The 25,600-nt window shown below is 42.7% G+C and carries 32 protein-coding genes and 1 tRNA gene; 19 read left to right on the forward strand and 14 right to left on the reverse strand.

Annotated features, from left to right (window positions below; all coding sequences use genetic code 11):
- Positions 1–8: 8 nt before the first annotated feature.
- The 4 genes from QZZ22_RS08815 to QZZ22_RS08830 all read right to left on the reverse strand — a co-directional run bounded on the left by QZZ22_RS08815 (position 9) and on the right by QZZ22_RS08830 (position 2,768).
- On the reverse strand, positions 9–428 hold the full coding sequence (locus QZZ22_RS08815) for a DsrE/DsrF/DrsH-like family protein (protein ID WP_292464152.1): 420 nt from the start codon (positions 426–428) through the stop codon (positions 9–11).
- A gap of 10 nt (positions 429–438) precedes the next feature.
- Positions 439–660 carry a sulfurtransferase TusA family protein gene (locus QZZ22_RS08820; RefSeq protein ID WP_292464153.1) on the reverse strand — a complete coding sequence of 74 codons (222 nt, stop codon included), beginning with the start codon at positions 658–660 and terminating at the stop codon, positions 439–441.
- Positions 661–837: 177 nt separating this feature from the next.
- The gene (locus QZZ22_RS08825) at positions 838–2,286 is read right to left on the reverse strand and encodes an alkaline phosphatase family protein (protein ID WP_292464154.1); all 1,449 of its coding nucleotides are present in this window, start codon (positions 2,284–2,286) and stop codon (positions 838–840) included.
- Between the two features lie 158 nt (positions 2,287–2,444).
- Positions 2,445–2,768: a hypothetical protein gene (locus QZZ22_RS08830; protein ID WP_292464155.1), complete on the reverse strand. Its 324-nt coding sequence runs from the start codon at positions 2,766–2,768 to the stop codon at positions 2,445–2,447.
- Positions 2,769–3,167: 399 nt separating this feature from the next.
- Here QZZ22_RS08830 and QZZ22_RS08835 point away from each other — a divergent pair, with 399 nt between their 5' ends.
- Entirely contained in the window at positions 3,168–3,404 is a 237-nt protein-coding gene (locus tag QZZ22_RS08835; protein WP_292464156.1) for a hypothetical protein, read from the forward strand.
- Positions 3,404–3,667, forward strand: coding sequence for a type II toxin-antitoxin system RelE/ParE family toxin (locus QZZ22_RS08840; protein ID WP_292464158.1), 264 nt, complete (start codon positions 3,404–3,406; stop codon positions 3,665–3,667). The genes QZZ22_RS08835 and QZZ22_RS08840 overlap by 1 nt, the downstream gene beginning before the upstream one ends.
- A gap of 69 nt (positions 3,668–3,736) precedes the next feature.
- Here the strand turns inward: QZZ22_RS08840 and QZZ22_RS08845 are convergent, their stop codons facing one another.
- The 3 genes from QZZ22_RS08845 to QZZ22_RS08855 all read right to left on the reverse strand — a co-directional run bounded on the left by QZZ22_RS08845 (position 3,737) and on the right by QZZ22_RS08855 (position 6,261).
- A complete protein-coding gene (locus QZZ22_RS08845) occupies positions 3,737–4,528 on the reverse strand; it encodes a hypothetical protein (RefSeq protein ID WP_292464160.1) in 792 nt (263 codons plus the stop codon).
- Positions 4,525–4,914: an RHS repeat protein gene (locus QZZ22_RS08850; protein WP_292464162.1), complete on the reverse strand. Its 390-nt coding sequence runs from the start codon at positions 4,912–4,914 to the stop codon at positions 4,525–4,527. The genes QZZ22_RS08845 and QZZ22_RS08850 overlap by 4 nt, the downstream gene beginning before the upstream one ends.
- A 216-nt stretch (positions 4,915–5,130) precedes the next feature.
- Positions 5,131–6,261, reverse strand: coding sequence for an MFS transporter (locus QZZ22_RS08855; protein WP_292464163.1), 1,131 nt, complete (start codon positions 6,259–6,261; stop codon positions 5,131–5,133).
- An 841-nt stretch (positions 6,262–7,102) separates the two neighbouring features.
- Here QZZ22_RS08855 and QZZ22_RS08860 point away from each other — a divergent pair.
- The 12 genes from QZZ22_RS08860 to QZZ22_RS08915 all read left to right on the forward strand — a co-directional run bounded on the left by QZZ22_RS08860 (position 7,103) and on the right by QZZ22_RS08915 (position 13,344).
- Complete coding sequence (locus QZZ22_RS08860; RefSeq protein WP_292464164.1) at positions 7,103–8,239, forward strand: hypothetical protein; 1,137 nt, start codon at positions 7,103–7,105, stop codon at positions 8,237–8,239.
- A 39-nt stretch (positions 8,240–8,278) separates the two neighbouring features.
- Entirely contained in the window at positions 8,279–8,518 is a 240-nt protein-coding gene (locus tag QZZ22_RS08865) for a hypothetical protein (protein ID WP_292464165.1), read from the forward strand.
- Entirely contained in the window at positions 8,512–8,823 is a 312-nt protein-coding gene (locus QZZ22_RS08870; protein WP_292464166.1) for a hypothetical protein, read from the forward strand. The genes QZZ22_RS08865 and QZZ22_RS08870 overlap by 7 nt, the downstream gene beginning before the upstream one ends.
- Positions 8,820–8,960 (forward strand): hypothetical protein, encoded by a 141-nt coding sequence (locus QZZ22_RS08875; RefSeq protein ID WP_292464167.1) that lies wholly within the window; start codon positions 8,820–8,822, stop codon positions 8,958–8,960. The genes QZZ22_RS08870 and QZZ22_RS08875 overlap by 4 nt, the downstream gene beginning before the upstream one ends.
- On the forward strand, positions 8,957–9,538 hold the full coding sequence (locus QZZ22_RS08880; protein WP_292464168.1) for an AAA family ATPase: 582 nt from the start codon (positions 8,957–8,959) through the stop codon (positions 9,536–9,538). The genes QZZ22_RS08875 and QZZ22_RS08880 overlap by 4 nt, the downstream gene beginning before the upstream one ends.
- A 619-nt stretch (positions 9,539–10,157) precedes the next feature.
- The gene (locus QZZ22_RS08885; RefSeq protein ID WP_292464169.1) at positions 10,158–10,412 is read left to right on the forward strand and encodes a hypothetical protein; all 255 of its coding nucleotides are present in this window, start codon (positions 10,158–10,160) and stop codon (positions 10,410–10,412) included.
- The gene (locus tag QZZ22_RS08890; protein WP_292464170.1) at positions 10,412–10,954 is read left to right on the forward strand and encodes a hypothetical protein; all 543 of its coding nucleotides are present in this window, start codon (positions 10,412–10,414) and stop codon (positions 10,952–10,954) included. Before QZZ22_RS08885 ends, QZZ22_RS08890 begins: the two co-directional genes overlap by 1 nt.
- A gap of 108 nt (positions 10,955–11,062) precedes the next feature.
- Complete coding sequence (locus QZZ22_RS08895; protein ID WP_292464171.1) at positions 11,063–11,455, forward strand: hypothetical protein; 393 nt, start codon at positions 11,063–11,065, stop codon at positions 11,453–11,455.
- Complete coding sequence (locus tag QZZ22_RS08900; RefSeq protein WP_292464172.1) at positions 11,452–12,198, forward strand: hypothetical protein; 747 nt, start codon at positions 11,452–11,454, stop codon at positions 12,196–12,198. The genes QZZ22_RS08895 and QZZ22_RS08900 overlap by 4 nt, the downstream gene beginning before the upstream one ends.
- Positions 12,198–12,812, forward strand: coding sequence for a hypothetical protein (locus QZZ22_RS08905; protein WP_292464173.1), 615 nt, complete (start codon positions 12,198–12,200; stop codon positions 12,810–12,812). The genes QZZ22_RS08900 and QZZ22_RS08905 overlap by 1 nt, the downstream gene beginning before the upstream one ends.
- Positions 12,813–12,824: 12 nt before the next feature.
- Positions 12,825–13,184 carry a hypothetical protein gene (locus QZZ22_RS08910; RefSeq protein WP_292464174.1) on the forward strand — a complete coding sequence of 120 codons (360 nt, stop codon included), beginning with the start codon at positions 12,825–12,827 and terminating at the stop codon, positions 13,182–13,184.
- Positions 13,168–13,344, forward strand: coding sequence for a hypothetical protein (locus QZZ22_RS08915; protein ID WP_292464175.1), 177 nt, complete (start codon positions 13,168–13,170; stop codon positions 13,342–13,344). The genes QZZ22_RS08910 and QZZ22_RS08915 overlap by 17 nt, the downstream gene beginning before the upstream one ends.
- Positions 13,345–14,790: 1,446 nt before the next feature.
- Here the strand turns inward: QZZ22_RS08915 and QZZ22_RS08920 are convergent.
- Positions 14,791–15,288 carry a hypothetical protein gene (locus tag QZZ22_RS08920; RefSeq protein WP_292464176.1) on the reverse strand — a complete coding sequence of 166 codons (498 nt, stop codon included), beginning with the start codon at positions 15,286–15,288 and terminating at the stop codon, positions 14,791–14,793.
- Between the two features lie 155 nt (positions 15,289–15,443).
- Here QZZ22_RS08920 and QZZ22_RS08925 point away from each other — a divergent pair, with 155 nt between their 5' ends.
- The 3 genes from QZZ22_RS08925 to QZZ22_RS08935 all read left to right on the forward strand — a co-directional run bounded on the left by QZZ22_RS08925 (position 15,444) and on the right by QZZ22_RS08935 (position 16,324).
- Positions 15,444–15,770 (forward strand): DUF2551 domain-containing protein, encoded by a 327-nt coding sequence (locus QZZ22_RS08925; protein ID WP_292464791.1) that lies wholly within the window; start codon positions 15,444–15,446, stop codon positions 15,768–15,770.
- A gap of 12 nt (positions 15,771–15,782) precedes the next feature.
- Complete coding sequence (locus QZZ22_RS08930; protein WP_292464177.1) at positions 15,783–16,184, forward strand: hypothetical protein; 402 nt, start codon at positions 15,783–15,785, stop codon at positions 16,182–16,184.
- Between the two features lie 67 nt (positions 16,185–16,251).
- A tRNA-Gln gene (locus QZZ22_RS08935) sits at positions 16,252–16,324 on the forward strand.
- A 376-nt stretch (positions 16,325–16,700) separates the two neighbouring features.
- Here the strand turns inward: QZZ22_RS08935 and QZZ22_RS08940 are convergent.
- Positions 16,701–18,170, reverse strand: coding sequence for an MFS transporter (locus QZZ22_RS08940; protein ID WP_292464794.1), 1,470 nt, complete (start codon positions 18,168–18,170; stop codon positions 16,701–16,703).
- A gap of 296 nt (positions 18,171–18,466) precedes the next feature.
- On the opposite strand from QZZ22_RS08940, the gene QZZ22_RS08945 reads away from it, so the two are divergent.
- Together QZZ22_RS08945 and QZZ22_RS08950 are read left to right on the forward strand one after the other, a co-directional pair.
- Complete coding sequence (locus tag QZZ22_RS08945) at positions 18,467–19,528, forward strand: AI-2E family transporter (protein ID WP_292464178.1); 1,062 nt, start codon at positions 18,467–18,469, stop codon at positions 19,526–19,528.
- Between the two features lie 105 nt (positions 19,529–19,633).
- A complete protein-coding gene (locus QZZ22_RS08950; protein WP_292464179.1) occupies positions 19,634–20,440 on the forward strand; it encodes a winged helix-turn-helix domain-containing protein in 807 nt (268 codons plus the stop codon).
- A 6-nt stretch (positions 20,441–20,446) separates the two neighbouring features.
- Here the strand turns inward: QZZ22_RS08950 and QZZ22_RS08955 are convergent, their stop codons facing one another.
- The 5 genes from QZZ22_RS08955 to QZZ22_RS08975 all read right to left on the reverse strand — a co-directional run bounded on the left by QZZ22_RS08955 (position 20,447) and on the right by QZZ22_RS08975 (position 25,562).
- Entirely contained in the window at positions 20,447–20,917 is a 471-nt protein-coding gene (locus QZZ22_RS08955) for a metal-binding protein (RefSeq protein WP_292464180.1), read from the reverse strand.
- A gap of 155 nt (positions 20,918–21,072) precedes the next feature.
- Positions 21,073–21,420 (reverse strand): branched-chain amino acid transporter permease, encoded by a 348-nt coding sequence (locus QZZ22_RS08960; RefSeq protein WP_292464181.1) that lies wholly within the window; start codon positions 21,418–21,420, stop codon positions 21,073–21,075.
- Entirely contained in the window at positions 21,417–22,154 is a 738-nt protein-coding gene (locus tag QZZ22_RS08965; protein WP_292464182.1) for an AzlC family ABC transporter permease, read from the reverse strand. Before QZZ22_RS08965 ends, QZZ22_RS08960 begins: the two co-directional genes overlap by 4 nt.
- A gap of 159 nt (positions 22,155–22,313) precedes the next feature.
- The gene (locus QZZ22_RS08970) at positions 22,314–23,753 is read right to left on the reverse strand and encodes a ribulose-bisphosphate carboxylase (RefSeq protein ID WP_292464183.1); all 1,440 of its coding nucleotides are present in this window, start codon (positions 23,751–23,753) and stop codon (positions 22,314–22,316) included.
- 594 nt (positions 23,754–24,347) lie between these two features.
- Positions 24,348–25,562, reverse strand: a complete 1,215-nt coding sequence (locus QZZ22_RS08975; RefSeq protein WP_292464184.1) for a PAS domain-containing sensor histidine kinase — start codon at positions 25,560–25,562, stop codon at positions 24,348–24,350.
- Between the last annotated feature and the right edge of the window lie 38 nt (positions 25,563–25,600).

The following is a 25,600-nucleotide window of genomic DNA, read 5'->3' on the forward strand; positions in this document are numbered from 1 at the left end:
ATATCGATCTAAATAAAAAGTGTGATACTGGCGTCTTTTGCTTCATGGATATAAGTACCGACTGCTCCGTAATCATCTATCCATTCCCTGCGAAGTTCCTCAGGTTTAATCCCCATTATTTCCATTGTCATCTCGCAGGCTATGATCTTGCCACCAAGTTCCTTATAGTCCTCCATAAGCTTTTCAAGCGGTGCGACATTGGCTTTCTTCATCCTCTTGCCGATCATCCATTTTCCAAGCCCCAGCATGTGCATTTTCGATAGAGGCCCTTTGTCAAGGCCCCCTTTTTTCAGCCGCTGCAGGCCCCAGAATGTGAAATACAGGGATGCTTCCATTCCCATGGATAAAGCACCGTTGCCGATGATAAGGGCACTGTATATCTTGTCCAGATCTCCGCTATGGACTACGATAACTGTCTTTCCTGTCATTTTTACCGCCCTATCTTTTAATCTTTATCTTCCACTCGTTGTCCTTATCTTCAATATCGACAACTTCAAGCCCCATGGCTTCACAGGCCATAGGTATCTCTTTTTTGGAAGCAGGATGTGTTCCAATGATCACAACCTCATCTCCAGGCGATGCTTTTCTCAGTGCTTTACGGCATTCTACGAGAGGGACAGGACATGTCTGACCCCTTACATCGATTTCCACTTTTGCCATAATAATCCCCTTTGAAATGGATGCAACAGCAGGTTAACGCTGTTAACATCTCTATACTATGTACAATAATATAGTTCTAACCCTTGGCAGATATCTATACTGATATTAATCAGTACTTTATATCTATCACTATATTCTTTGCAGTATTTAACAGTGCAGCACGAATTGTCCAGGAATCTATTCTCTCAGTATCTTCTTTATCAGAACGAAACCCCCTATATTGATAATTACTATCAGGACACTGCCAACAAGATAACGTGGGTTCCTGAAAAACACATCACTTTTGGAATTTGCCGCAGGCAGGCTGAAATCAATATGTTCGCTTCCGGTAAGAAATATCTCTTTTTCCATAGTTGACATGGAGCTATCATCAGATGTGAAGCGGATATTGTAACTATAACCGGTTTCCACTCCCCGGAGCAGGCTGCTTTCAGAGAGGGTGGTAGAATAAATGGTGTCCCCACTTCTAATGATCTCCAGGCTGCCTTTATGAGGCACTGATATTTTCAGAGCTGTATTGTCTCTTAGTGGGATTGCATCTCCATCGGATAATCTGAGTTCGTTTGGCAGGTATAATATATCAAGTATTGTAGGTGCAATATCTTCCTGCCCGTAACTGCCTTCTACAACATTATTTGCAATGCCGGGTAAAGATATCGAAAAAGGAATCATTTGTGCTTCATTTGATTTGGAATATTTAGCTGCCTGATGGCCACCGCGGGAATCCGGGCTTGGAAAAGCCATGCCATGGTCTGCCGTGAAGATAAAGGCAAGTTTGTTCTCTTTGCATTTTATGTAAAGATCCATACAGGCTGCATCAATGCCATCAATAGATGCAATATAACCCGTATCTTTTTTGTAGTGACCTGCCGAATCAACAGCGCCTACATTAATTGTAAGCAGGTAGTGTTCTTTTGGATAGTTGGCCTGCATATGGTCAATTACATCTATTGCGGTGTGGATAGCCCAGTTATTATATATGTCGTATCGCTGCTGAGAACCTTCCGGGAATTGCTTAAGCTGGTCATTCAGTACCGGAATGCTGTCCTGCATGAGAGCAGCCACTTCCATTGTTATTTGTTTTTGTCCCCCGGCTGGGATGTTTTTCATGACGAGCATTTCCGGCTGATTGACAGAATTGGAGACATCACGAACGATAACATCCTGCTTGGAGCAAAGGCTCGCGAAATCGCCTTTGTGCATTACTGCGAAAGTGTAATAATCGTATTCATGGGCTACATCGTAGATGGTAGTGCCCGAGCCTGCTATTACGTCAGACAGGGCATTTGAGTAACCCGTAACAAGGACAGAGTGCCCGGCTTCCGTATAGGTCTGGGGAGCTCGCACATCCAGTACTCTGTAACTCTGGCTTAAAATGAGTGAAAGATTACCGCCCTGAGATTTCGGAAGCATCTGGCCATCCAGCGCGTAAGGTGTTAAATCTGGATAGATATAGGGTGATCCCAGTCCATCAATGATTAGGATTACTGCTCCTTGTGGTATATCGACTGGGTTTACATCCAGTATATCTGTTGCGCTGGCCGGCTGTAGCGCGAAGACGAGTAAAAAAACAATTAGCAGAACTCTTGAGTATGTTAACAGTGATGTTTTTTGTATCTTTTGCATGTCTGCTGTGAGGAGAGGTCACTATAATAAAGTTTCTATTTGAAACGCATTTTTATAAAATGACCCTAAATAAACTCTTGTTTCTCAGAAGGAATCGGAATTTTAGATGCCGTATTTATATGGTTCTGAATAGCTTTTTCGTATAAATCTCCGTTTGCTCAATTCCATTTGCCATCTATTCCAAAATCACTTGCATGCTTCCATTCATGTTGCAATTTCTGTGTTGTGATTTTTGTACTAGGTAAATCTGTTCTTAGAATGTTTTTCCCAGCATCAACAACATTGTCTGCACTTCTGCTTGCATCAAGTGTATTATCCATTCCCTTCCCGGCATCTCCTGTTTTATCCAAGAAGTTGAATAAATCTCCAACATCATTCGCATGGGTGACTCCTTCCTCCAGAGCTTTAACTGCAAGCCTGCCACCCGTCACCCCTGGCAGAAGCAGACATGCAACATCAGCTCCAAGACCTATTAAGTCCATTTATTAGCGTTGCCTGTACGGATATCGTTCAGATCCATTGCAAGGAAAGCAATGTCTATTGCACTCTCAACATAATGCCCGCTCGGATCAGTATACTTCACCGGATTGTTCAATGTATAAGCATATCTGTTCAATGCCTACGGGTTATACAGGTCCGGCAGCATAGTATCCGGTTGCACGAAAATCCTGTACTCAGGTGAGTAGTACCTTGCTCCATAGTACATCAACCCGGTATCAATATCATTCTCCTGTCCGGTAAATCCATATTTTTCCAGCCCACCTGACTGCACCTGACCGTACGGGTAGTACTCGGTGCTTTCAACCTCAAAGACGCAGCTATAGAATAGATAATATGTTTTTAAAAATTGATTTATAGTATACCATATTATACTGTAGTATATGACTGCAGCTACAACTATAAAAATAGACCCGCGCCTGAAAGATAGCCTTGATAAACTAAAATTGTTCCCCAGGGAAACCTATAATGAAGTGGTTTCCCGCCTTGTGGATATGGCATACGACCAGGAGCCTCTGAGTGATGAGACAATCAGCAGGATAGAAGAGGCACTGGAAGACTTCAAACGTGGAAGATATTACACACAGGAAGAAGTAGAGGCTGAACTGGGGCTTCGGTGATGTACTCGATCCTCTATTCTCACGCTGCACTGAAGGACCTTAAAGGTCTTCCCCAGGACGTTGCGGAAAAAGTAGTAAAATCGATCAAAGAGATCAGTGAAAATCCGAAAACACACGTCAAAAAACTCAAAGGATTTCCGAACACCCCACTTTACTCCCTGAGGGTTGGAGATTATCGTGTCATTATGAGTATTGAAGGAGAGAAACTGGTCATTTTTGTTATTGAAGTGGGACATAGGAGTAAAATCTACCGTAAGTATTGATTAAGGACAGATTCTTTGAAATACACGAGGGTGTAGAGGGGACAAGACGTTAAGCTGTTTTTTCTTTAATCAGTCCAGACCGCCGGACTGTACCTGACCGTATGGATAGTACCCGGTGCGCTCTACCTCAAGGCCGCTCTCATTAACGAACAAAGTAGTACTGCCCAGATGATCGGAAAGATACCACTCCATGCCTTCGGCTGTCTGCTTAGCTATGCGCTCGTCGTCGCGGAAGAAGTAGCTGGTTGCTACCCTATTGTCCACTTCATAGAACTTATTGATATAGTAACTAAACTGACCGTCAGCATTCTGCTTCTTGATCCTCTTACCGTTAGCATCATACCAGTACTTCTCCACAAGGGAACTGTTACCGGAATAGCGTACCTCGCTTAACTGGTTCGCATTATTGTAGACGTAGATGAAATCCTCGTCCTCGACCAAGTTACCGTTTGCATCATATTCGAGGTCATTGCCGTTATAGGTCACTGGAGCGTGGAACGGTGTTACATCATAACTATAAGAGGATATTGTGACACTGTTCTCATCTACCTGATGGATGCAGCCATACTGATCGTAGGTAAAATCTCTCTGGTACGTCGGCACGTTGTTGACCGACATTCCCGCACTGGTCAGCCTGTCCAGATCATCGTATCCGTAGGTTTTCACAGAACTCAGGACATTATCCTCGATCTCAAGGATATTGCCGACGTTGTCGAAATCATAGTTCAGGTCCTGGAGATTCTGAGTGTATATCCTGTCCAGCAGGAGCTTCTGACTATCATAGGTATAGTTAGTGACCACGCCGTTGGAAAGCTCTTTAGTGGTGATCTGGTTCCTTGCATTGTAGTCCAGGTTGTTCACAACACCCTCAACACTATCCAGCAAAGTCTGAGCGTTGTAGGTAAGGCCAACGCTGGAAGCGTCCGGATAGGTGATCTTCGTTCCCTGTCCATGCTGTCATACTCGTAAGACGTGGTGTAGGGTGTACTGTCAAGTGTTACAGTCTCGTCCACAATTCTATAACGCTGATCGTAGTCATAGTTTGATGAGATGCTTCCTCTGATGACCTGTGAGAGTGTGCTGTTGTATTCAAGGTCGTACGTGAAACTGACATCCGCGTCGGTAGGATAGTCTATGGCAATGACACGGTCAAGGGCATTGTAGCTGAGGCTTGTAGTAACTCCTCTGGCGTCTGTCTGGTTGATGAGGTTGCCGTTGAGGTCATACTCATAGACCCAATTGCCCATGTCCGGATCGCTCATGGCCACTTTTTGGCCAAGGGAATCATAGGTGAAGCAGACATGTAAGGTAAGAGACGTTGGTGATAAAAATTTATGTTTTAGATAGCCTTGCATTTCCCAAGTATAACTAAAATCCCATCCTGTAAAAGTCAACTGGGTCTGCATCTGGCAGTTGTCTTAGGTGTACCTTTGCCTGTATCCGAACAACCAGTTATTTCAGACTCATAAACTTTTTAGTCTATCCTTAGCAAGCAATGATAATAAGAGTACAATAGCGCAGGCTGTAAAGATAGCTTCGAATCCAAGAATGCCAAGAAAAACACCTGCAAGTATCGGCATCGTTCCAATGCCTGCATAAGTGCAGGTATTAAAGATACCCATTGCAAGCCCTCTCTGGATCTTCATATTGGAGACTGCCAGCGGTAAACCTACCATTCCTGTACCTGAGCCTGCACCGATCAGCGCAAATCCGGGCAAGGGGTAAGCTATAGAGATTAAAGTGCCAGTCGCAGCGATTGCTACTCCTGCCCGGATCATTTGGTTATAGTGTAAATTCATCCTGCCTACCGCTATATTTGCTATCATTGCGCTGACATACATTGCTGCAATAGAGAGCCCCAGTGTTGTTTTACTAAGTGTTTCCTGGCTGTAGTCCGGATAGAATGCTGTCAGCACTCCACTTATTCCAAAGAGCAGGAATGAGATGAGCCATATACGGGAGTATCTTGCATTTGTGAAGTGACCGGCAATTGTGCGCACGCCGGGTATCTCCGGTTCCTCTATTCTCACTTTCTGGCCCCTTTCATAGTTCCTGTTCCCTTGCTTGAGAATCATTACTCCGGTTATCAGAAATGGTATTGCCATTAAGGTAAAAATGAAGATTCCACCCTTGATGTACCAATGCGCCAGATAGCCTGCCAGTGCGACTCCCAGTGCCAGACCTGCATTCAGGAGGAAGTTGAACTCGCCAATATACCGGCTCCTCTCTTCGTATTCCGACAGCATTGCATAAGCTACAGGGAAAAAAGCCCCACATGCAACTCCCTCTGCCAGTCTTGCAAGCACAAGCACGACCAGGTTCTCGCTGACAAGGAGCACTATACCGGAAACAAGTGTCAACAGGATTGAAAATACAATCAGCCGAGTACCGTCATACCTGTCAGAAAGTAGGCCAAAAGGTATCATCATGACCAATGCCCCTATAAAATACCCCGAGAACAGCAAGCCCGATGCAAGAGCCCCCGCACTCCCCTCCCCTGAAGCCGCTATCTCCGGCAGTACAGGTATAACTGCATTGGACAGACCCATTATCAAGAATACAGTAAGATAAAGCAACAGCCTGTTTTTGTCCATATCCCTTTGTCACCACTCCACAGTGATTAGCTCTGAGCTTAATAGCCTTTATCGTAAACGCTTGTACAATTGCCAACTCTCACTTTTCCAGGATCAGAACAAGTGCACTTCCAGTAAGAATCTCTTAGGGTATATGCAATCTGTAACATGTGCGATTTATGGGTTGATTTCCAAAAAACCCGCCAAATTTGAATTGATGTATAAAAGGAATTTACATTAGTAATTTATGATCTCACAATATCAATTTTTATCTATGGAAAACAGACTTCTTCTATTAGATACTAGGGGATATATAATGAAGTATAATAAACCAAAAACAAACACCCTATTAAATTTTTAAGAGGACCATCAAAAAATGGGAAATCAATTAAAAAATAATAAATGTTGGTAATATTATGCAACTATTCTTATAATATACTTTTTAATCCACAACCTCTATACTCGACAGATCGACAATATTTATATAAAATTGTCTGCATATTAATTAAACTTTGTCACCTTTTTCTAGAGTACTTTTAAATAAATTTACAACTGCATATTTGATTGACTCAAAAAGTGAGAGTTCATGGAATGAAAATATTGGACTTTCATCTTTTGGATTCACAAGATATCTAGGTTTCAATTTAACGGGTACTTACAACAAACAATATAAGATAATGAATCGATACTTTTCAACCCTATCAAAAATTTAAATTCTAGAAAATGGAGCATATGAAAGCAAAAGCACTAGTTCGGGATGCCTTCAAAAGAACCACCGAAACCACCACCAATAAGAGAGGCTTAAACGGTCACATCAGGGCCCATAAAGAGCCACAAAAACTTAGTGGATGCTGTGCGGAACTTGATTAAGGGACAGGCAAAACTCAAACCAATACCAAAAAGCGCAACAGCAGCCTATACAAAAATAGACAATAATTGGCGAGAGCATAAAATACCGGATAACATAGGGTGGGAAAGAAAGCAGGCCCTACGAAAGATCGCAACTATAAACGGATTCGGCCAGAGCGTGAGCACCCAGGACAAAAAGGGCAAGAAAAAAGGACATTTCGAGTTCTTCAGCGACTACCATAAAAAGGTCTATAATGAATGTTTAGATTTGTTCATTCAGTACGTAGATAAAATCAATCACATGGAGCTATGTTTTGAACCTTTGGAGGGTCTTTTCGGTGATACTATGGTATTGCCCTACTCAACCCGGTTTAACTCAGTCCCCAAGCAAATAACCTTAAGGGAAAACTATGAAAAAGCATGGAAGGGCGGCGAAAAGCAATATACTAAGGCTTCTTTTGTCACTCTGACCACTGACCCCAAAAAATTTAAAAATCTCTGGGAATCAAATAAACACTTTCAAGAGAACTGGAACAAATTAATAACTCGGCTCAGGAAGCAAACAAAGCAAGACCTACCTTATGTTTGTGTCCGGGAGTTCCAGAAAAACGGGCGGGTACATTTCCATATTGCTATTTTCGGTATTCACCTACCCCGGACTCCTGAAAGTGCCAAGGATAAACACTTTATTTCCTGCATCTGGAACGATTACGGGCAGGGTAAAATAACTGATGTAAAGAACCTGACCTTAAAAGATGGGGTCTTTCAGTGGGCGCGACATACAGATAAGCCGAAGGACTGCAAAAGAGATCAATCCCCAATGAGCTATCTTAAAAAGTATCTCATCAAGGCACAGTTTGACGAAACCGCACAGTTTCAATACTGGATTTACAACGCACGATACTATACTTATTCTCAAAGCCTGCACAAGACCCCAAAAAGAAGGCGCTACAAAGCTCTTTATCAGTATGTCGGGACCATTGACCGGGAAGCAGGCAAATTTTACAGGCGAAAAGGGACAAAAGGCAAGCAAAATCACATACTAGCGCGGGGTACTCTCGCAACTCCAAAGCCACCACCTGTTAAAGAGGACTTACCAACCGGGTTTTTGATGGCCCTTTTACTAGAAAATAGGCGCAAAAAAATGTAAAAATACTCAAATTTGCATACAAAGAGCTGAGGCTAAATTATGGCAGCAGATATAAAAACTAAAATTCCCTGCCCAATCTGCGGGGAACTGTTCGATAAGCGGGGCTTAAACGGTCACATCAGGACCCATAAAGAGCCACAAAAAGAAACCGTGGGCTATGAGTTTGATGAGGTCCCGGAGGAAGAAGAACCGGATAAGCTCACCTGTGGAGCCTGCGGGACTGAGATAAAAGAAGGTATTCCCACCTGTCCCGGCTGCGGGGGTGGTTTTGAATGGTAGATATAACCCCGGAGCAACTTTTCGATAAAAGGCCAGTACCCGCAACAGCAGCAGGCGGGGAACCTGATTATTTGGGTTCACTAGAGCGCATTCTTGACAAGGCCGACCAGCTCCTTAGTAAAGTAGCTATGTCGCGGGGCATGTCCCTACAACCCGGAAAGCAGGCAGGGGGCGGGGTAGGTATTGGAGAGATAAAAACGGCATTGGAAACCGTCAAAAGTGTAAAAGGAGATATCCCGATAAGCGAACTGCTTAAGCTGCTGTCTGAGAATGCCGCACTTGTCGAGGGGGTTCTTAAAAAATGAACCTCGCTTTATTAATGGCAATGGGAGCGGCTAGAACTCAGATAGCGGCCTTATCTGATGATGATTTTCTATTACTGGCTGCCAATATGAAAGAGTACTTCGGGGAAGAAAGCAAAAGGCGGGGGCTTGTCCTGTGAACATTAACCTTACAGGTAAAAGGCTCTGTATATTCGGCCTGCCGGGGTCCGGTAAAACCAACTTTACCAAGGCCCTTTTAGCATCTACAAAAAAGGCCCTGATCTATGACACCCTGCACGAGTACAAAGGCTTTGATAGGTATTTACCCAAGTACCGGGACTACTCCGAAGAATCCCAGGACGAATTAAACGCATTTATCCGTAAATATGTGACAGTCAAGCAAAAAAGGCCGCAGTTCTTCATAATTGATGAAGCAAACCGCTATTGCCCGAATAGAAAGCCACTGCCTGACCAAGTGGGCGAACTCAACGACTTTAACCGTCACTTTAGGTTAGCTACTGGCTATATTTCCCGCAGGCCCACACAACTAAATACTGATCTTGTCGAGCTTGCACATTATCTGGTTTTCTTCCGGCTTGTGGGTAAAAACGATTATCAGTATATGGAATCCATAAGTGAGGGCTTAGGGGATGCTGTGCGGGCTCTAGAACCTTACCATTATGTCTTGGTTGATGAATCCCGGAGCTTTAAAACCTGTCCGCCAGTTAAGGACATGGGCACTACACCACTAATGTGACCAAACATAGTTTCAACAAGAGTATATAACATGCTACAAGAGATTGTTTGGTGGCACAGGAAGTTATCCCCGCGTCATTAAGGGCACCTTGATACAGGAGGTGCCCATTCCTCCAAGTTTATTTGTCTGAAATCTGTTTCAATAAGGGGATATAACATACTGCAAGATATTAAATCGATGATTAGGAAGTGAGCCCCCCCAGTCATCATGGGCACCATCAACTTATGATGCCCCAAAACGGTTCTTTTTTTCAGAAATTAGTTTCAATAATGGCATATACTTTGAAGCGAGAAATATCTATGTACATCAGTCATTGTACAGCAGCGCACGGCCATATCGGGGCATAGTAGTTACCCTCCTATGCCCCGCACCTTAACTTAACTGCGCGTCAAAAAAGTTTTAAAATACCTGTCTGCCAGTTAAGGACATGGGCGCAACCCCTGTTCTTTAACCTTTTTAGGCAATTTTTTCCTGAGAATTTGCTATGATCTCACCGGGAAGCTTTCCTTATCAGGCAAATATTAGCTTTTGCTTATATATGCGTCAAAAAAACTTTTTCTAGTTGGTATTGTATAATAGTTCGTAACCTATAAAACAAGGTGTAGAAATGAGTACAAAAATGCCAACAATACCAAGTACAGCCGCAGTTAAAAAGCTCGGCGTAAAGTCACTTATCGCAGGTGTAGCGGGTGGCGTGGGTGTCTCCCTCGGCTCTGCTATTCTGGGCCCTGTCCTCGGTGCTCCTCTGGGTGCAATCGTAGCAGGTGCAGCAATAGGCGGAGATGATGGAAACATAGTCGCCATTAACGGCACTATGGATGGAATGGTTACCCTCTTCATGGGTGGAAGCTCAAGCAATGCGGGGACGATGTAATGGGACTTCTTGCAAGACTAAATCTTAATGGCCTTGGCGGTGGCTTCGGTGGCTCTGCAGGTTCCAGAGGTGGGAAGCCTTTCCCGCGTACCCTGACAATACAGGACTTCGCAGCAGGTGACATTGAGTGCAAAGCGGGCCAGTGGACCAAGATTGGGGAGTATGTCGTACCCTTCCAGAATGAAATTTCATGGGGTCAGGGTTCCGATAATGTCCCGGATACCCTCGGCTTTGTTTATGTTGATCTGCATGACGACACAGCAACCACAGCCGTACAGGTTGAAGGGCTTATCAGGTTCGTACAGAAAACCGCAAACGATACCGATGATAAGATAGCCCTTGAGGAACGCACGGAAATGCTCAGAGGCTCCAAGACTGACAAGAAGAACAAAATCGCACTGCCCTTGCAATCACAGCTTCCAAGGGTTGGCGCTCAGTCTAAGCTAGTGATCGAGATCAAGACCGATGCAAACATAATAATCTCCCTCACTCCTGCAAGCGGTGAATCTACGGTGCTCGCTCCTATTACTGTATTCCAGTAAAGGGGCAACCCTCTTTTTTTGAGGTGCTACTATGGCGGCTAAACAATCAAAGCTTAACAGCCGTGTATATGTCCGTTCTCATACACGGAAAAAGGCCAGGAGGAAATAATGAGCGATATTAAGGACGGTTCCCCGCTTTTTCAGTGGCGAAACCCTGAGATTGCAGCCGGGGATTTTGTTATTCATGACATGAGGAATACTACAGAATACGGCCCTTACCTGCCTATTGATTCTATCTATATTGTCAATAACTCCGATGAAAAGATAAAAATCACTTTCAACGGCGGGGGAAATACGCGGGTAATATTCCCCAAGCAGCAAAAGGGCTATGAAGGCCAGAGCATCACAGCCTTTAAGGTTGAAAATCTCGGCTTGTCTGCCATCTCTGCGGAACTTATCGAAATTGAGTACCAACACAGCCCCTACAATGCTGACAAGTACGCACGGGACAAAATGAAGCCCGTTAATCGTATCCTTGGACTCTTCGGGGTGAGTGTATGAGCGACAACAATAACGGGCTATATCTTGGCGTTGCCCTTCTGGGTGGCGCTTACCTTCTTTCCCAATCAGAGGGCGGTATATCTGGCGGTGGTTTAGGTGAAACCTTCCGGGAACAGATAGAAAAGATAGTTGCCGTCCCTCAAAATATCAGTTATCGTATAACTGAGGCCATCGATAAGACAACTGACAACTTAACCCCAGACTGGCCGGACTTTCCCGGATGGGTCCCGGACTTCTCAGGCGTTCCCACATCCATAAATGAAGGGGCTGGCAATGTTGGGGAGGGTGTCGGCGGTGTCTTAGGTTCTGCCTTCCTGAATGGCTTTACCGGACTCTATAGGGGCGCTATGGCTGCCGGGGCTAACTTTGTAGGACGCAATGACGTAAACGCAGATAATGTCTTAAGCGAGTTTTCACAGTCGCTAGGGTACATTAAGGACAATTCCTTAAGGTCTGTATATACGGGTGTTCCTGCGGTTGCTGGTGGCCTCCTCAAAGGTGCTCTTATGGGCGGGGATGCTAGCGAAGCTGCAAAGATTCTGAGTTCAGGCGGTAACAAAGGCACGGGAAATAGCAAGCTTTCAGCGTTCAAGGCTGCATCACCTGTAACAATAGGAAACGTTACCTATAGGCCCGGCTCGATGACAAATAACGGGGTTACTTTTTCAGGCAAGGACATAGTAAACCGGATAAGCCCAACTACTGCAAAGAATCCTTTAAACAAGTTTACGGGGTTGTTCTGATGATTACGGGCGGGTCACTTCCAAGCAATGTAAGCCTTAGCTATGGTCTTGATGAGGATAAAACGGAGACTCCAAAAGAAGGGGCTATTTACCTTGCGACAGATACCAATATTGTTTATGTGTGCTATGTCGCGGGTTCATGGAGTAATTCCAGTCCTGCAATTCCTATTATGACAGAAGACAGACTTAATATATTTAGAGTCTATAGCCTGTCTACTGCTGTTCTGATATCAAGTAGTGCTACAAGAGAACTGACAACAACTTATGAAAAGGTCGCACAGTTCATTATTCCTGATAATTTCATTCATGCCAACAGGACTAAAACAGGATTAATTAAAGTGGCTTTTTCCTATTATGGCTCGTGGAGTGGTAGAACCATCTATGCACAATTTAGACGTAATGGGGAAATAAACGGCTCTGATCTTAGTTATGCTACTGATGCTTCTTTCAACTGGTACGAAAAGACTGCAGATAGGGAGTATTCAGCGGGTGATACGGTTGAATTGTGGGTACGAGCAAGCACAAACAGCACAGGAGGAGGAATGCAAGCCGGGCGGCTTAAGATTATGGGTGATGTATCAGGCGAACCATACTTGCCGGTAGTATTCTCATAAAGGGGTGGCCTGATGTACGACATAAAAATAATGGGTCCTCTGTCCTATTTCCGATATCAGCTTAAGCGCCATGGGTTCAAAAACCTATTAAGACTTACTGATAGCGGTTACCCTCGCATCCTTGCTTTAGGGGTGTGCTATCATTCCAAAAAAGAAATAGTGATCTGCAAGGCTCTTAACTGGAAATTGCGCTTACTGCATGAATTAGGCCATGAATGCGGCCTTAAGCATGTCAGGGCAAAAGGCCGGGTTATGCATCCGTGGGGCTTCCTGCGGGGTGGCCTGATAGATCGGGCTGAATGTGACACTTACACAGCTTCAAGGATTAAAAAGCGATTTCAGGAGGTCTTAAAAAATGAGCAATGCGTTTAAGCTTCCCCGGCGTAGCATCCGGGCAGGTCTGGCGGTTATGTTGGTAGGTGCAAGCATAGCCTTTACAGCCACACAAACACCCTGTTCGGAGATCCTCACATTAACCGGATCCGTGGTGGCTTACTACTTTGCTACAGGGGACGGGGATAATGGAGCCTGAAACTATTATCCTTACCTTAACAACTAGCGCAAGCCTTTTGCTTAATGCTAGTGTCTGGTACAAAATGGGCCGGATTGCTGACCGTGTAGAAAATTGCGAGAATTATAAAATAACTCCAAAACTTTAGGTTGTAACTTTTGTAACTAAAATTAGTTACATTCTAAACAACTTAATTTCTATACAGTCTAGTGTATAATCAGAGATTGTTAGTTTAGTTACGAACGTTTACTTAGTAATTTTAATTGCAAAGTAAATTTCATGAGTGAAAGTAATATGAAAGTAATATTTTTTGATAGAGTTAATGTACAAAAATGTACAATTATAATTGTTTAAGCCTATATTTATATTAATGTTTTTGATGCGTCTAGGCTACCATCTACAGGCTTAAAGCATCAATATAAAATTAGCGCAATAATAATTCTGTTAGATTTTCTTTACTCAGTTCTAATTTTGCTGTTGATTTGACAAAATGAGTTTTTTATAATATCTCAGTACCAGATTATAACTTTGAGTAATAGTGTTTCTTCTTAGTCAACATGTTTTCAAATTTGTAATAAGGATTTAATTAAAAATAACTAATAGTAATATAGCTCAATTCCGTAAAGCGCAAAAATTTTACAATGCTTGATATTCCTATAAACTATATGTATGGATTTTGCTACCATTCCAGACCCTATACTTTTCTCAACTCGTCCATTTCAAAGACTATAGGAATAGAAGAATACCCACCTTCAACCCTGTGATGATCTACAAGAAAAGATTCAAAATACATACATCCGATTTTATCAAAACTTTATTCATATAGTGTATGTAATGATAGCAAGCGACCTTATTTCTTTAAAGCCCCTTTTTTGGAGAACTCCTTGTTGAAATGAATGGATAACATGTGCGTGAATTAAGAACTGTGTTGGATTATTATGAGCTCGCACGAAAAAAGACTCGAAGTCATTAAGAAATTAATACAGTTGCTAATTTTAGAGTTATAATGATTGCTCAATTTGCCTATGTGTATTAGTGCAAATTATGGTTGCATAGTATAGACTAAACATGCAGAAAGTACTAATATAAAAATAGTACTATAATATAGGGCCATGAGCTGTCTTAATTATGTAATATTACTAAAAAGCATAATATTATCGCTCATTATTACATGACTCCTCACTTTTTTAGGAGGGATACGACGGGTAATTGGTTTGTACGCCGACGAACAAAGTATTGAAATATGTCTAAATATATAATATTCAAATTATAATTTTAATTAAATATTATCAATTATATTCATACCCGTAAATTTATAGTAACTACTTTTAGTTACATTCTATTAGATATTACAATATACTCATTCCGCAATAGATATTGACTATTTTCTATGTACTGTATGAATTTAATTTTAAACTGGTTGACGAGTACATAAATATATGATATACTTAATTTTATTCATACTGTTTAAATTTGTAAATATATATCAAAAAGTTCCCCAAACTTCTGATACTTTTTACGTGCCCTGTAGAGATATTGACGAACGTATTTTTTACCGTTTGCTTTTGCAAACAGAGTTTTGATCTCAGCCTGGGTGAATGTGGTTTCCATTTTTTTTAGCGGAATTGCCTGCAAAGCTAGTAACTCTTCAGTGGGTTCAGTAGTTTCCTCACTTATGCTATCTGCATTTTCAGAATCCTCCTGCTCTGAGGAAGTAACTTCTTTGAGAATATGCTCCCCAAGCCATACCCAGTATTCATCGTACAGGATAGCATACATTTGCCCACATGCAGAGCATCTGGAGGCAACCACAGTCCGCTCATCCTGTAGATGATAACTTATACTGACAACATCAGCATTACATTTACTACAAGTACCAACAAGGTTCTGCTCAAGATCATCAAGGGGAAGTTCGGTCTTGTTGGCTTTCAGGATATTGTTTTGCAGGTCATAAGTATAAGCCATAGCTTCACCAAAAACTGAGAGATTATTGGGAGTGTATTTTTTGCAATCATGCTATAAGGACTTTTAGTTCCTCACGGCATTAAACTTTAAAAACCTATTTATAGATAGAAATTCATATAAAAACAAGCTATATCAATATAGTAAGAGGTGTGACTATAGAATCAATTCGATCAAAAATAATACGAAGACTACAACGCTTTATCGAACTTGATGTCAATGGTCTTCGCAGCTGTATACTATCTAAATTTCTGAATGTAAAGGAAACCACCGTAGACGAATTGCATGCAGCTATTACTGAAAAATATGAGGTTTCACGCAGCGCTGTTGCATCAATGGTAGGATACATATATTCAAAAATTGGGATTCTCAGATCCCACAAACAATCCTACAAGACCCCTATAGTATATTCCCTGAAAGAAGAGTATGTGGACCTTATCCGAAGTGCTCTTGAATCCAGCAACACCGCACAGCCTGTTGTGTAAGTCCTGAATGCCATGACCATCGTCAAGAATGCGCCACGGACATCTACCACCATCGTTATACGTTCCGATGCTAATGCCCGCATAACTCATTCCAGGGACCCCTATTATAATCTCATGAGGCGGCTCTTCCAGGAAGAGGCTACTGCCGTGCGCGGCCAGAAATTCCTTTTCATGGTAGAAGAGCGACAAAAGAGTGGCAACCCCATAAAGATCAGCGAATGGGAAAAACTACTGGAGGAACTTGATATCGGACGCGCCTCATTTTATTCCATGCGCAATAAGCTATTGGGAGCGGGTCTGATATCTAATCGCAATGGAGAGTATCGCTTATCCGGCCAGTTCAGCAAGGATCTCATCGACCTGGCGAGGTGGTGGTGGACAGCCGTCCTTAATGAGAATCCTGAAAGCCTTTAAAAACTTCGGAGACTTCGACCGATATCTTAATATCTTACTATTGCAATTTAGGGAATACTTTCGTAGAAGCCCGGTAGTGTAGTGGTCAATCATGCAGGACTCTGGATCCCGCAACCTCGGTTCGAATCCGTGCCGGGCTATCAAAATATTTTCCGTATTCCTATTTATTGAGTACTTTTTTGTTCAGAACGAAATCCTTAGGAAGCCACCGTAGTTATCGAACATACATTTGTCTGAGTCACCAGTTTGATTTGCACCTATAAATGGATTTCATAATAGTGGACATAATCCTTTAACATGACATCCTTGTTCTCTTAGTCCTTGCTCTCTTCGTCCACTGAAAAAGCCAGCACGGAATGCCCCATTCAAGAGGAGAACTACAAAGAACTTGTAAAGTACAGCTGCAAAGTCGTTACTGAAAGTAAGGACGAATATGCCTACTACATATCATTGATGTGGCTTGAAACAGCAGAGCAGAAAATTCGTTCATATTTCTGTTAGAACAGTTGTTTTTTGTTAATGGGTATCTGGGAATGTCTTTCCCCTCACAAGAGAAGCAAAAACTCCCACAACGCAGAATATCGTGAAGAGAGTAAACGCATAGTGCAGGCTTGTAGCAAACTGTGGGTAATACTCAGGCGTGATAACTACAGGGCCTGTAACGATTGCAAGGATCATCATTGCAATGCCCATTGAGAGCATCTGACCAAGAAGCCGCATGGTCCCGCTCATGCCGGATGCAACGCCGTAATATTTTTTATCGACCGAGCTCATGATTACATTCGTGTTAGGAGATGAAAAGAGCCCGAAACCTGTGCCAAGTATCAGGAGAGCGAGTACCATGTACCATATAGGTGTCGTTTCTGTAATGAATATCAGCAGGAAGAGTCCCGTCGAAATAATGGCCATTCCCAGAGATGCAATGAACCGAGGCTCAACTCTGTCAGAGAGCCGGCCGGCAATGGGTGAGATTATAGCCTGGACAGCAGGCTGCGCTATAAGAATAAATCCGGCCTGCTGGGGAGTGAAGCCTTTTGTGTACTGCAGGTCAAGGCTCAGAAGGAAAGTAACTGCAAATGTTGCACTGTAACTGATCAGTGCAGACAGGTTTGACAGGGCAAAGACCCGGTTTTTAGTAAGGAGTCTGATGTCAAGGACAGGATAAGGTATTCTCATCTCATACAGAACAAAGATTATTACCCCGACAATTCCTGTTGCAATGAGGAAAGCGCCTTCCATGTCAGGGAGAATTGAGAAGCCATACATAACGGTAACAATCGCTGAGCCATAGATAACCGAACCCGTTAAGTCGAATTTCTCTCCTTTGCACTCGGTCCATTCACCTTTAAGCTTCCATTTGATAAGGAGGATTGTTATAATGCCTATCGGGACATTTACAAAGAAGATACTCCGCCATCCAAGATGCTGGGTCATTATGCCTCCAATAAAGGGACCGCTGGAAAGCCCGATATAGACCGCAGTGATATAAATACCCAGAGCCATGCCCCTTTCTCCCGGAGGGAAGGCAGAAGTGACAATAGCAGCTCCCGTCCCAAAGATCATTGCACTTCCCAGACCCTGGATAATACGGATAGCGATCAATATCTCTGTTGAAGCAACCATGGTCATTGCCAGGGATGCAAGACTGAAAACTGCAATACCATAGAGAAATATTTTTTTTCTTCCGTAGATATCTGCTATCTTCCCAAACGGAACAAGGAATACCGCTGAAGAAAGCAGGTATGCAGTCGCAACCCATGATAGGGCAATAGCATCCATATGAAATTCCGCTCCCAATGTCGGTAGCGCAATATTTACCGCAGAGCCATCAAAAGGAGTTATGAATCCTGCAAGTACGGCAATAAAGAGCACAATTCGCTTTTCGGAATTGGGAAGAACATCAGGAGTACGACATATTCCTGATACTTCAGAAGTTAGACTGGCATTTCCTGCAGGCGGACCGGAATTACTTGCTTTCTCCATCATGCGCACCCAATCAACAAAGGCATTATTTATTGAAAACATCAAAATATAAAAGCATATAGTTACGATTCTTCCAAGATTATGTGGACTTGAAAATATTGAGAATATTTGTTTTGTTTCATAGTTTCCTATTAGTTATAGTTATTTTAGAGCAAATAGCAGAGTATAGTAATTTAAATCGCTGCAAGCCCCGCAAGTAACTGATGCGCAAAACGTGTGGTAACTCTACTACCGGATGTTTTGAAAATGCGGGAAATCGATTAGAAAGTATCTGAAGTGAAAATAATTGAAGTGAAATAATGCAACAAAGTTATACACTTTCAAAGCCTGTAAAGCTTTTTCTGCTAATTATCGGCTTAGTATTCCTGACAAGGGAAATGCAAAATATCTCTTCAATACTAATCACATTCATTTTTTCATTCTTTGCCGCACTTATCTTTGCTCCTCTTGTTCACTGGCTCCAAAGGAAAAGGGTTCCTACAATATTAAGCGTTGGCGTGGTTGTTTTCCTGTTCATCCTGATTATTGCAGTTCTCGGAATTGTGATCGCAGTCACTATTACCCAGCTAAGTGGCAGGATACCAGCTTATGAGACAGAATTAACAGGTTATATGGAAAGCCTTACACAATATCTTCCTTCTACTGAAGAGCTATCTCTTAACATGGTCCTTCGTGAATTCGGAGGATCTGTTATATCTATTTCCATGGGTTTTCTCAATGGAGTCATAAATGCTACTACAACAGTAGTACTTATCATTATCATAACAGCGTTCCTTTTAATGGATGCTGCCGGAACTCCGAAACCGATTCAGAAAGAGTTGGAAGATGAGTTCGTATTGCTGGCAAAACTCCATGCTTTTAGCAAAGTTGTTGTGGATTATGTCAGAGTAAGGACAGAGGCAAACCTGATCACAGGAGGAGGAGTCGCTGTAGCTCTTCTCATAGGAGGTATAGAGTTTGCGATATTCTGGGGAATTGTTATGTTCATATTCAGCTATATTCCCTATATCGGCCTATTTCTTGCATCCATCCCGCCTGCACTTCTTGCACTTTTACAATATGGGCCTATTGGAGCTTTAGCTGTTATCACAGTCATCTTAATCATAAATATGCTAGCTGAAGATGTGTTACTTCCCTCCTTAGCAGGAAGGGACCTGGAACTATCTCCTTCCGTTGTTTTGTTATCGATTATCTACTGGGTCTATGTATTGGGACCTGCCGGGGCACTGATCGCTACACCCCTTACAATTTCTATTAAGATCATACTGGAGAGCTTCGAGGAAACTGAAGAGATAGCAAGATTGATGAACTCAAAAAAAGCTCGTGAAAAGGAAAAACAATCAAAAGAACAGGAAGCTTAGAAAGGAGAGATAACAGGAACGGAATTCAGTTACTATAAATACCAATAGCCTAATAAGTAAACTGTTGGAGTGGTGCTATATGGGAATGCAATTGCCTGAGGAGAGATGCCATCAATGAAAAAGTCATTGCTTGATGTGCTGTTCATGTCAGAGAAACGAAAACAAGTGCTTTTGCTATTGCAGGATAGTCCAAAGGGAATGGAAGAGATTCTTAAGTCTCTTGATACCAGCAGACAGGCATTACTTCCACAGATAAGGATACTGGAAGAGCATCACCTTGTTGATCATCACAGGGATAATTATGAGCTGACAGTCATTGGAAAACTGATAGTTAATGAAATGAAACCCTTTGTAGATACTCTTGAGACTATTGATAGCCATATCTCTTATTTGGGAACTCATGATATTGATTTTATTCCTTCTCACATACTAAAAAGAATTAAAGACATCAAGGGTTGCGAGGTCATCGAGCCGAGTCTGGTGAATATATATGAGATCAACATGGATTTTGTTGAAATGTCAAAGGAATCAAGCTCACTTTTCTTTATATTCACTTTTATGCACCCTGCTTTTCCTACGATAATGGAGCAATTTATCCGCAACAACATAAATGTTTCAATGGTGGTGAGCAAGGAAATGCTCAAAAAAATAACCGAAGAGTGGCAGGATGAATTCTATAGGTTTGTTTCATCCGGGAAAGTTAAATTCTACTTATGCCAAAAAGACATTCGATTGCTATCATTGTCTTTAAGTGATGATTGCTTTGTTCTACGATTATTTTCTAAAGATAATGAATTCAGCAACAGGCAATTATTCTGCTGCAATCCTGAAGCATATCAATGGAGCAAAGACCTTTTTGAGTATTATCTAAAGGATTCGATACTGGTAACTATGTTATCAAGCCGACCTTAAGTGTTCTCAAAAAACACTTTTCATTTTTGAGATCATACTATCCGAAATTATGTGGACCTCTATTGAGAGAACTATTCCCGCCATGGCTGCTGCAATGAAATTCGGAGGTATATTCTGTAGATCGACACCTGCAAGAAAAAGTAAAGGAATGACTATGAGTGCAAGATTAATCACTATGGAGAGGGGTCCAAGTATTGGATTGTGGGAGAATCCCCTGTGTTTAAATATAACCTTGTAGGGCCACCAGAGTATCCTGAACATCTTCCATCTTCTGTAAGGCCTGCTGTCTATGTCCAGGTCCGGGCTGAGAAAGAATGTTGCGAAAAGGTAGGCAGCAGAAAAGATTAGTATAGTATAAGTGTTCAGGTAACTGCCAATGACAGCATTTCCGTATTCTGTTGAAATGTAATATAGGCCTGCTATTGAGGCCATCAGTACTACAGCATTGATTATTTCATGCGTTTTTCCGTCCGGCATTGTTTATCGGTCCCCTCATTATGAATTGATTTATCCAATGCTGCGATCATTATTATAATCTTCGTATCTTGATAATGATTGTATACGGAAATGACATTCATTACACTTCATGTTGACTCTGCTACGGCATGTTCACGCCATGAAATATACCAGACTCAACCAAAAAGGAATGAGAACACGTCAAACTGGACCAAGAACATATACATTCCCGTACCTGCGAAAATACTCAGCATTGCGTTACGTTTCCACACGTGTAGCGCTGTGACTGATACTATCGTAAGGATTTCGGGTGCTCCATAAGGGGGCTGGAACCACTGCACGTCTTTAAGGCAATATATAAGCAACAGCAGAAGGATCATAGGCGGTAGATTCTTTTCTATGGTTGAAAGTAGTTTCGGCGGTTCTCTTGAGCTGAAGAATACAAAGGGCAGGACTCTTGTGGCAAACGTGGCTAAAGCTACGGTTGCAATAACCATCAGCATATAGGCGGTTTCTCTCATCATTTCTCCTCCTTCGGATATATTCCAGCATCCGTCAGATCTGCATGTTCACGTTTTGTAACTTTCTCGTGTACCATAAGAATGAGGGTCCCTATGACAATTGAAAGCAGCAGTATGTTTTCCGGGCTGAAGAGCATAAGGGATATGACACCTGCACCAATTGCAGCTATGAAGGGGAAACGTGTCCTTGAAGCATAATACTGCTCAATGGTGAGTACCACAAAGAGTGCAGCCAGCACAAAAGTTAGTCCTTCAAGATTAAGCCGGAGCATGGAACCCAGTACAGCTCCAAGGACCGAACCCGCTATCCAGTATAGGTGGTCCAGCGCAGATATGTAAAAATAGAACCTGGCCTTTGAAGCTCCTTCCGGGACCCTGGCGGTAGTGAGCAGCGCATAAGTTTCGTCGGTGAGCGCGAATATGAGGTAGGGCTTGACCTTACCCACACCGGAGAACTTGTCCAGCAGAGACAAGCCGTAAAAAGAGTGTCTCAGGTTTATCAGGAGTGTGACCGTGACAAATTCCATCAGCTGTGCACCCGCTGCCAGCAGTGCCACAGCGATAAACTGCCCCGCTCCGGTATAAACAAATATGCTCATCACAAGCGCATATATCCAGTGATAACCGGCGCCTGCAAGCAGGAATCCAAAAGCCATTCCCAGGGGAATATAGCCAAAGAAAACCGGAAGCGTGGTCCTGAGTGCGCTCAGAAAGAGTTTTTCACTCTCATGGGTCATGTTAATAGTACACCTTGCAAGATTTCCGATGATATTAAAGGATTTTCCGGATAGAAAACAAAGTGCAGGAAAGGAAGTAATCGTATTTATGTTTTATCAAAAAAGACCTTAACGAACTACTTATAACGTTCGTCAAAGTCAATACTATATTACAGGTAATCACATCGCATCTTTTGAGGCCTTGGAGAAGTATTCGATTGCCTGTGCCAGTTCCTCATGGTCTTTGGCATATTGCGCAATATCCATGTTCTTAAGATAGGCCTCACATGCCTGGACCAGGGCTTTTGCTCCCCCTTGCGTTCCACCTGGATGGGCATGCACGCCTGAACCCATGGTAGTAATGAAATCCACGTTTCCCATCACATCTATAAAGGGTTTCAGCCTGATGGGATTAAGCCCGCCGGAAACGATGGGACAGCATTTCTTCATAGCTCTCCAGCTATCATCTTCCAGGATAACATGGTGAGCCATATCCTCGTTCACAAGGGTCATGATATCTTTATCGGCATCCGGTATCTTTGACCAGGACTGCTCAAAGAAGTGCCCTTTGGATCTCAGGTACAGGATACCGTTCGCGGCAACAACATCCTCTTCGGGGGTGCCTTTCATCTTACCGACCCCCGCCGTGCCGGTATGGATTCCGGAGGCACCTGCAAGACGTGCAAATTTGGACAGTACAAGTACGGAGAATCCGAGCGGGTTCTCCGGTCTTGTGAAAGCCCCGTGACCTGCCCTGTGGAAATGGATGAAAACATCCGGGTATCTTCTCCTGAGAGTCTGGACAGCCATCCAGCCGGCGGTTATCCCGTCTATCAGGAATGCATAGCTTCCGTGTTCAAAACCTGCATTGACGATCATCTCGCATCTTTCGATCATAGTGTCAAAATCAGCGGCTGAGACATTGAAAGAGTGGACTTTCGTTTTCCCCGTTTCCTTCACTGCCTTGTCCATAGCTTCCTTGACATGCTTCACCATTTTGTCATATGGGCAGAAATCCTGGTTTGCCTGAGGTTCATCGTTCTTGACGAAATCCCCTCCGCCAACCCAGAAATCATAGCAGACCTCTGCATATTCTGCAGAAGTGAGTCCCATCTTCGGTTTCACGATAGTGCCAAGGATGGGCCTGTTATATACGCCAAGATATTTGCGCATATCATCCACAGTGTAACCGGGACCGTCATATTGTTCAAGCATTGATGGCGGGAACCATACATCCATCAATTTCAGGGCCTTAACTTCCTTCATTCCCAGGATATTCCCGACTATATAGGTCAGGATATTCTGGACATTACCGCCCCTGTCAAAGAGTCTCCATGGATAAGCTATCCATACAAGGTTCCTTTCCAGGTCAAGCTGGTAAACAAGGGCATTCATTACCTTGGAAAAAGAGGTCTCGGTATTTACTTTGAAATTTGTCCCGGTAGATGATTCTGCTGCAACTTCCGCAGCAGTCTGCAGTATGTTCAACCTTCCTTCCGGAACTAAATGAAAGACCCCAAGCAGATATTCCCCATTCCGGGGGTCGGACAGCTTAAGATTCACATAGCCCTGTTGTTTGGGATTCAGCGATTGTACCAATTGCTCTTCATTCAGGCTCATAAGAATAATAACAGTCTGCAATCTATTTGAGTTTTTGGAATCGCCGGGAAGTCAGATTTGAGTTATAAGCAACAGCTATAGACAGAGCTTCACTATAAACGAATCATAATATAGACATATATGAACATTAAAACAGTATTTTTAAGGAAAGATGAGGTACCTGGAAACCACCACGCTTTAAGGCACCTCTGTCCTTACACATCCGGAATATTCCCCAATAACCGGATAAGTTACTTAATTCATTTGCAAGTTATTTCCCTAACCCGCAATAGGGAATAGGCACTTTATTTATTTAACTTAAACTCGTTATAATTAGATACTTAACTATATATTTCAATGTAATTGAAAATTCAATCGTCATTTTACGAACAAATTGTACCAAATTGAAATAAGAGTATGATATCTGCTTACTAGATGTCAGTGTCGAACCTTTTTCATGGATTTATACTACATATCATTTTCGGAATGGTCACTAAAATCTGGTAGTTATATGAAATGGAAAGAGTACAAAATGCAAGGGTTTAAGGTTTGCTGCAAAGCCTCAATAAGTATGATTTTTATGATAGAACAGCGCTTAACTCTGATGCATCAGTTTTACGCTTTTTCTACAACGACCCAGAAAATACTTCCTTTGCCATCCGGGTTATCTTCCACTCCGTACATGCCACCATGCAATTCAATGATTCTCTTAACGATCGCAAGGCCAAGACCAGTACCTCTGATGCCCTTCTTGTCGGCGCGCTGGAATCGGTTGAAAATGTAGGGCTTATCGCTATCCGGAACACCGTGGCCGTAGTCCTTGATCAGGACTTTCCACGCATCATTACAGTCAAGGAAATCGATCATTATCCTGCTTCCCTCCGGGCTGTATTTTATTGCGTTTGAGAGAAGATTTGCGAACACTTCCTCAAGAATAGGATTGGCAATTGCAATGCACTGTGCACTCGTATCAAACTCGACCAAGTGACCCTTCTCTTCTATAGCTGCCCTGAAGTTTTCGATGGACGAGCAGAAAAGAGGCACAATATCTATTTTCTCAAAGACTATCTCATCGACCTTCTGAAGCTTACTTAACTTAGTGGCTGAATCAAGCAGTCCTATGAGTTTCCTGGTGTTCTCATGTATCCTTTTCAGGGCAAAGGCCGTATTTTCGTCGCAAGGATGCCTCTGGAGCTCTTCTGTGAAACCCAGGACAATGCCTGCAGGAGTCAGCAGGTCATGACGGATGATATCTGTGAAAAGGTCTTTGAGATCATTGGATTCTTTTAACTCCTCTACGCATCTTTGAAGATTGTGCTCTGCAGTTTTTCTTCCGGCGATGTTACGTGCAACACAAAGCAGAACCTCACGGCCTTCGTATGCGATCAATTTGGCACTTATTTCGACAAACATTTCTGAGCCACTTTTTGTCAAAAGAGTAGCTTCGAAAACTGCCTTTTCATCGGTCATTGTCTGTCCTGCAATAACTGACAACAGTTCGGTTCTGCCATTGTTTACCAGGCTTACAGGTGACATATCAATAAGTTCATCTTCATTGTATCCAAGCTGACTGACCGCAGCCCTGTTGGCATAGATCAGCTTTCCTAAAGGCTCGCTGATGAATACCTGATCTTCCATATTATCAAAGATGAGTTTAAGGTCCTTATCTTCCCTGTCAATTGCTGCCATTTCCGGATCACTGGCGACCATCATACTCAGGATAGAGTTATGTAACTCCAGTAGTTTTATGTGCTCCTGCTTATATTCGCTATGCATTATCCTGCACTCCCTTGCATCATATGATTTCGGACTATATGCACTATTAATCATAATCTCCCCCAAATTAGTACATCCCTAAACTTAATAAA

The organism is Methanolobus sp. (assembly GCF_016278365.1).
Lineage (GTDB): Archaea > Halobacteriota > Methanosarcinia > Methanosarcinales > Methanosarcinaceae > Methanolobus.